Raw genomic sequence first — 5,844 nt, 5'->3', positions numbered from 1 at the left:
GAGCGGGTGGGGTGAGCAGGGTGGGCAGGGTGCGCGCCGGTCACGTCAGCACTTCCCGTCGATACCGCAGGACGCGCCGTAGACCACCGCGTCCTCCTCCTGCCGCGCCTGCGCGTCGAGGATCGCCTTGCGCAACTGGGCCGGACGCGGGACGCCTTCGATCCTGATGTCCCCGACGAGCAGGGTGGGGACCGACTGCACCTGGTGCGCCGCGCCCTCCCGCAGGGCCTCCTCGTGCCGGGCGCGATACCCGTCGTCCTCCAGCGCGGCCCGGAACCCGGCCTCGTCGAGACCGACCTCCACAGCCAGAGCCGCGAGAACGTCGGGCAGCCCCAGATCCTGGCTCTCCTGGAAGAAGGCCCGGAACAGCCGCTGGTTGTACTCCGTCCCCAGGCCCTGGTCGGCCGCGTACTGATAGCCGACGAAGGCGAGGGCCGTGTAGGGCTGGGGAGAGACGGCGGGCAGCGTGATGTCGACGCCCAGCCTGCGCGCCATGGGGTAGACGGCCCGCTCCCAGATGGCGGGCAGGTACTCGTCCTCCGGCCGCAGCGTGGGCTGGGGGTGGGGACGCAGCTCGAACGGCATCCACTCCACCTCCACCTCCGCGCCGACGTCCTTGATCGCCTCTTCCAGGGGACCTTCGGCCAGCATGCAGAACGGGCAGACGTAGTCGGACCAGATCTTGATCTTCACGGGATCAGCCATGCGCAGACCTCCAGGTCATTTGATCGCGCAAGCAACAACATCCCCCGGCAGGGCGGCAGGAGTTGACGGACGAGCAGAAGGTTGCACGATCATGCACTTTAGTGTCAAGTCTGCCGCGCCCGTGGAGACGGCAGCCGGGAATGGTCTTGCGGGAGCCCCCCCCCACCGCGAGGATCCCCCGCATGACTCCTCCGCCGCCCGTGCTGCGCCCGTACCGCTCCGGGGACCGCGAGGCCCTCGTCGACATCTGCGTACGCACCGGGCACGAGGGCGGGGACGCCCGCCACCTCTACCCGGACCCGACCCTGCTGCCGAACATCTTCGCCGCGCCCTACGCCGTCCTGGAACCGGAGCTGGCCTTCGTGGTCGAGGACGGCGGCCGCGCGGTCGGCTACATCCTCGGTACGGCGGACACCGCGTCCTTCGTCGACCGCTACCGCGCCGAATGGCTCCCCGGCCTCGCCGACCGCTACCCGGCCCCCGTACGCGAGCCGGCCACCCCCGCCGAGGCGATGACCGTCCTGATGCACGACCCGGAGCGCATGATCCTGCCGGAGCTGGCCGACTACCCGGCCCACCTGCACATCGACCTGCTCCCGACCCACCAGCGGTCCGGTTACGGGCGACGGCTCATGGACACCTTCCTCGCCGCCCTCCACGCGCAGGGCGTGAAGGCGGTCCACCTGAGCATGCTCACCGCCAACACCCGGGCCCGCGCCTTCTACGACCGCGTCGGCTTCCACGAGATCGCGGTCCCGGACGCCGGGCCGGTGACGTACCTCGGTCGCTCAACTCAGTAACGTGTACGCCGCGTTGAACAGGATCAACGTGTGCACGAACCGCCCCGCACGCGTGGGCGGGTACCGCCACATCAGCGGCCAGGTGTCGCCGCCGAGCGCCGGTACGGGTACGTAGCTGATCCGGCCCGTCGCCGAGTTGAACGTCGTCACCTCACGCGGCCACGGCCGCCCCGCCGTCGAGCCGGGCGGGACGAGGAAGTACACCCCGCGCCGGCCGTTCGACTCGCTGACGACGGGCCCGGGTTCGCCCCCGACCAACTCCTCCATCACGTCGGCCAGCCGCCGCCCCGCGTCACCGTCCACGCGGATCGCGTCGAATTGCACGCCCGCCTTGCGGAGATGGAATCCGTACTCCGGAATCCAGTCCGCCGTCACACCGCCATTAGTTGCGTTCACGGGACGATTGTGACCCCGATCACCTAGCGTTATCCATGCCTGCCGAGGTGCGTCGCAAAGCCGTTGACCTGCGCGGACTTCGCTGGAGCGGAGTCGAGTTCAGCAGCATCGAGTAATGACCGGTTGAGTTCGGTTGAGTCGAAAAGAGATCGCGTAATGGCGAGTGCTGAGAACAAGGAAACGGCGAGCCCGATGGCCCGAATGGTGGCAGAGATGGCCCGGACGCTACGCGTCCAGCGCGGGTGGACCCAGGAGCAGGAAGGCAAGGAGATCGGCTACTCGGCGGCGGCGATCAGCGCGATGGAGACGTGCGCCCAGCCGGCCAGTGACGCGATGCTGGTCGAGCTGGGGCGAGTACACGGCAGCGGGACGCGCATCTTCGAGACGGCACGGCAGTACATGCGGATGGAGCGGCTGCCCGAGCAGTTCAAGGATTACGCGCTGCTGGAGGAGGCCGCCCTCAGCCTCCAGTTGTTCGCCACGAACGTCGTGCACGGGCTGTTCCAGACGGAGGCGTACGCACGGGCGCTGATCGGTGGCGGATACCCGCCGCTCGCTGACGAGCGCGTGGAGGAGCTGGTCCAGCTGCGAATGGCGCGCAAAGCTCTCTTCGACCGCGACCCACTGCCGATGATCGAGATCATCATCGATGAGGCCGTTCTGCGCCGTGTCATCGGCAGCGAGGAGCTCATGCGGGAGCAGTTGCTGTATCTCGTGGAGTGCGCTCGGCGGCGCAATGTCACGCTGCTCGTGCTGCCCCTGGACGCCGGGAAGTACGGGGAGTACGACGGTGGTCGCGGCGAGATGAATCTGGTGGAGACTCCGGAGCACGAACGCCTCGTCTATCTGGAGCCGCAGGACGAGAGCATCCTGATCAGTGACCCGGCAAAGGTGAGCGTCTACGCTCAGCGCTATGCGAAGATCCGCTCACAGGCCCTGGGTCCTCGTGAATCGCTGGACCTCATCATGCGGTTGGCAGGAGTGACGGAATGAGCAGCACCCTCCGGTGGTTCAAGTCGAGCTACAGCAGCGAAAGCGGCGGCAACTGCATCGAGGTCGCCTTCGACTGGCGTACGTCCTCCTACAGCAACGCCAGCGGCGGCGACTGCGTCGAGGTGTCCGCCTGCCCCCACTCCGTCCACGTCCGTGACTCCAAGGTCACCGACGGGCCCGTCTTCGCCGTCGCGCCCGACGCCTGGTCGGCGTTCGTCACCTGGGCGGAGTGAGCCGAACGCGGCTCCGTCCTGCCGTATCCGCTGGTGGGGGCCGTGTTAGCGTCGGAATCATGGCAGTACAGCGTGCTGGTGACGCGGAACCGGAACCCGAACCGACTCACCCCACACCACCAGAAGGCCTCAAGAGCCGGGACCGGATCCTGTGGGCCGCCTCGACCATGCTCGGCGAGGGCGCGGGGGCGGCGCTGAGCGTGCGCGCCGTGGCCGAGCGGGCGGGGGTGAGCACGGGGTCGCTGCGGCACCACTTCCCCACGCAACGTGCCCTCATGGACGCCATGTTGAAGGTCGTCTTCGACCTCGTCCTGCCGGAGGCCAGCTTCCGCGACACGTCCATTTCTCCGCGTGACCGCCTGCTCGGCTGTGTACAGGGCCTCCTCGTGCCGCCGGACAGCGCCCGGGGCGCACGCGAGGCCTGGCTGACGGTGCACGAGCGGTACATCGCCCAGGAGCCCACCCAGGCCATGCGCGCGGAGTACCAGGCCATGCAGCGCGAGGTGACCCGCCGGGTGGAGGAGTGCCTGAACGTGCTGGTCGAGGAGGGGGCGCTGGCCGCCGGGGACACGACACGTCGCGCGCGGTTCCTGTTGACGCTGGCCAACGGCGTAGCGGTCGAACAGGTGCTGCCGAGCGAGGACGCGCACATCGCCACCGAGCTGGACATGCTCCGCACCGGCGTCGACCTCGTGCTGGACAACCGGGTCTGACCCGGTCCTCCGCGTGCGTCAGGTACCGGCCCCGCTGTCCAGGAGCCAGTGGTAGCGCATCCGCATGGCCCGCTCGGTCGCGCCGAGCGCCGCGCCGAGGCCGAGCGTGACGTTCAGCCACACCGGCAGCCGCAAGGGCGACTCGAAGGTACCCAACGAGTCGGCGATGGCCGGGATTTCGGAGATCGGCTGCGCGGCCTGAAGCAGGTTGAGGCCGACCCCGATGAGCAGCAGCACCACCGATACGGCCCCGATGAGACCGCTGGCGCCCGGGTGCTCGCGGGCGAACCTCATGCGCCGACCTTCCGCCGACCGGGGGTCGGGCACGAGCCGCGCCTCCGAGCCGTCGTCCGCGACGAAGTGGCAGCGGCGCATGCCCACTTCGCTCCTGCGGACCTCGATGGTCCCGCCGGGGGCGGGGAAGCGGGCCGGGAGCTTGGACTCGGCCTCGCAGAGCCCGTCGCGGTACAGCCGCGCTCGGACCACGCCCGTCTCGGGGTCGCCGCCGTGCTTGACCTCCACCGTGTACGTCGCGGAGGGGCCGCCGCCCACCGGCAGCGCGATGGAGAGGAGCGAGCGCCGGGTCATCTGCCACCAGCGGAAGGGCTTCAGCGGCTTCCCGTCGCCCGGCTTCACCCGGCGCTCAAGTCGTCGGTCGTTCCAGCTCAGCCCCATGGTGACGCCCTCCCTGATCGCGACCAGCACGGTGTGCTACTTGGACCTTCCGATCCAAGCTAACACACCGTACCGGTAACGCACTGTGATCAGAGAGAGCCGTCAGGGGCGGGCCGGCGGGTCAGCAGTTGCCGTTCGTCCTCTTGTCCGCGAACCGGGCCGCGAGCCAGTTCTGTACGTTGAACGCCTCGGTGATAACGCCGGAGACGTGCTCCCCGAGCACGATCGTGCGCCAGTCCACCGTCCCGCCCTTCGCGCACCAGTCGGCGCGCAGCCCCTTGCCCAGGGAGTACGGGATCAGCTCGTCGCCGAGCGCGTGGTATAGGTAAACCGGGTGGTCCGGGGCGCGGGTGCCGAGGTCGGACTCGTCCAGGCGCTTCTGCCACTGCGGGGTCGCGAGCGGGTCGCTCGTCGTGAGGTCCGAGATCTTCTTGAAGGACCCCACGGTCGAGCCGAGGATCACGCAGTTGTTCCGGAGGAACGAGATCAGTTCCTTGCCCTTCGGGTTCAGGTACCCGTCGAGCTTCAGCTCCGGGTAGGCCGCGTCCTGGCCCGCCGCCGCCATGAACAGCAGCCCCGACCCGTACGAGCCGTTGTGCACCGGCACCAGTTTCTCCAGGTGCGCGGGGACGCCGCCGGTCGCGGTGCCCTTCACGTTCAGCTCGGGGGCGTACGACTTCTTCAGCTCGGCGGCCCAGGAGGACGCCTGGCCGCCCTGCGAGTAGCCGACGATCCCGACGGGCGACTCGGCGCTCAGCCCGGAGGCGGCGGCGGCCGGGATGCGCTGGGCGGCGCGGGCCGCGTCCAGCACGGCGTGCCCGGCTGAGCGCCCGGCCACGTACGTGTGCTCGCCCGCCGTGCCCAGGCCCTCGTAGTCGGTGACGACGACGGCCCAGCCGCGCCAGGTGTACTGCTGGATCAGGTTGGCCTCCATCGCCGTGCCCTTGGGCAGGTTGGCGCTGGGGGCGCAGGAGTCGGCGAGACCGACCGTGCCGACCGCGTAGGTGATGAGCGGGCGCGGGCCCTTCCGGCCGTCCTGCGGGACGATCACGGTGCCGGTGACGGTGTTGGGCTCACCGAGCGCGGAGGTGGAGCGGTAGCTGACCTTCCACGCCTTGGTGAGGGTCGGCTGCCCGGGAAGCGGGTGGAACGCCGACTCGGTGACGTCCAGCAGGTCGCCGGGCTTCTCGGCGGTCGCCGCAGCCTTCGGAATGCCGGCGGGGGCGGGGCCGGCGGCTGCGGCCGCCGTGGCCGGCAGTGCGGCCACGGCCACGGCGAGGGCGACCAGGGCCTGGCCCAGTGCGCGCGGGATGAGGGGGCGACGGCGGG

At 69.9% G+C, this 5,844-nt stretch carries 8 protein-coding genes; 4 read left to right on the top strand and 4 right to left on the bottom strand.

What is annotated here, in order from left to right:
- Positions 1-45: 45 nt before the first annotated feature.
- Positions 46-705: a DsbA family oxidoreductase gene (locus JS521_RS33230; RefSeq protein ID WP_205086613.1), complete on the bottom strand. Its 660-nt coding sequence runs from the start codon at positions 703-705 to the stop codon at positions 46-48.
- A 182-nt stretch (positions 706-887) separates the two neighbouring features.
- On the opposite strand from JS521_RS33230, the gene JS521_RS33225 reads away from it, so the two are divergent.
- Positions 888-1,505: a GNAT family N-acetyltransferase gene (locus tag JS521_RS33225; RefSeq protein ID WP_205086612.1), complete on the top strand. Its 618-nt coding sequence runs from the start codon at positions 888-890 to the stop codon at positions 1,503-1,505.
- Here JS521_RS33225 and JS521_RS33220 read toward each other — a convergent pair.
- Positions 1,494-1,901 carry a hypothetical protein gene (locus JS521_RS33220; protein WP_205086611.1) on the bottom strand — a complete coding sequence of 136 codons (408 nt, stop codon included), beginning with the start codon at positions 1,899-1,901 and terminating at the stop codon, positions 1,494-1,496. The genes JS521_RS33225 and JS521_RS33220 overlap by 12 nt on opposite strands.
- 156 nt (positions 1,902-2,057) lie before the next feature.
- Between JS521_RS33220 and JS521_RS33215 the strand changes: the two genes are divergently transcribed.
- From JS521_RS33215 to JS521_RS33205, 3 genes are read left to right on the top strand one after another with little or no spacing between them, the layout of a single operon-like run.
- Entirely contained in the window at positions 2,058-2,894 is an 837-nt protein-coding gene (locus tag JS521_RS33215) for a helix-turn-helix domain-containing protein (RefSeq protein WP_205086610.1), read from the top strand.
- Positions 2,891-3,127, top strand: coding sequence for a DUF397 domain-containing protein (locus JS521_RS33210; protein ID WP_030812899.1), 237 nt, complete (start codon positions 2,891-2,893; stop codon positions 3,125-3,127). The genes JS521_RS33215 and JS521_RS33210 overlap by 4 nt, the downstream gene beginning before the upstream one ends.
- Positions 3,128-3,186: 59 nt before the next feature.
- Complete coding sequence (locus tag JS521_RS33205) at positions 3,187-3,840, top strand: TetR/AcrR family transcriptional regulator (RefSeq protein WP_205086609.1); 654 nt, start codon at positions 3,187-3,189, stop codon at positions 3,838-3,840.
- 18 nt (positions 3,841-3,858) lie between these two features.
- Here JS521_RS33205 and JS521_RS33200 read toward each other — a convergent pair whose 3' ends face one another.
- Both JS521_RS33200 and JS521_RS33195 read right to left on the bottom strand, forming a co-directional pair.
- Positions 3,859-4,545, bottom strand: a complete 687-nt coding sequence (locus JS521_RS33200) for a hypothetical protein (RefSeq protein WP_307847987.1) — start codon at positions 4,543-4,545, stop codon at positions 3,859-3,861.
- A 91-nt stretch (positions 4,546-4,636) separates the two neighbouring features.
- Positions 4,637-5,815: a lipase family protein gene (locus JS521_RS33195; protein ID WP_372448639.1), complete on the bottom strand. Its 1,179-nt coding sequence runs from the start codon at positions 5,813-5,815 to the stop codon at positions 4,637-4,639.
- Between the last annotated feature and the right edge of the window lie 29 nt (positions 5,816-5,844).

Source organism: Streptomyces durocortorensis, from assembly GCF_016901035.1.
Taxonomy (GTDB): Bacteria; Actinomycetota; Actinomycetes; order Streptomycetales; family Streptomycetaceae; genus Streptomyces; species Streptomyces durocortorensis.
This window is presented reverse-complemented; position numbering and strand designations above follow the sequence as displayed.

Coding starts and splice junctions, on each gene's coding strand:
- JS521_RS33215 (WP_205086610.1), top strand. CDS start 2,058: ATGGCGAGTGCTGAGAACAAGGAAACGGCGAGCCCGATGGCCCGAATG.
- JS521_RS33210 (WP_030812899.1), top strand. CDS start 2,891: ATGAGCAGCACCCTCCGGTGGTTCAAGTCGAGCTACAGCAGCGAAAGC.
- JS521_RS33230 (WP_205086613.1), bottom strand. CDS start 705: ATGGCTGATCCCGTGAAGATCAAGATCTGGTCCGACTACGTCTGCCCG.
- JS521_RS33205 (WP_205086609.1), top strand. CDS start 3,187: ATGGCAGTACAGCGTGCTGGTGACGCGGAACCGGAACCCGAACCGACT.
- JS521_RS33225 (WP_205086612.1), top strand. CDS start 888: ATGACTCCTCCGCCGCCCGTGCTGCGCCCGTACCGCTCCGGGGACCGC.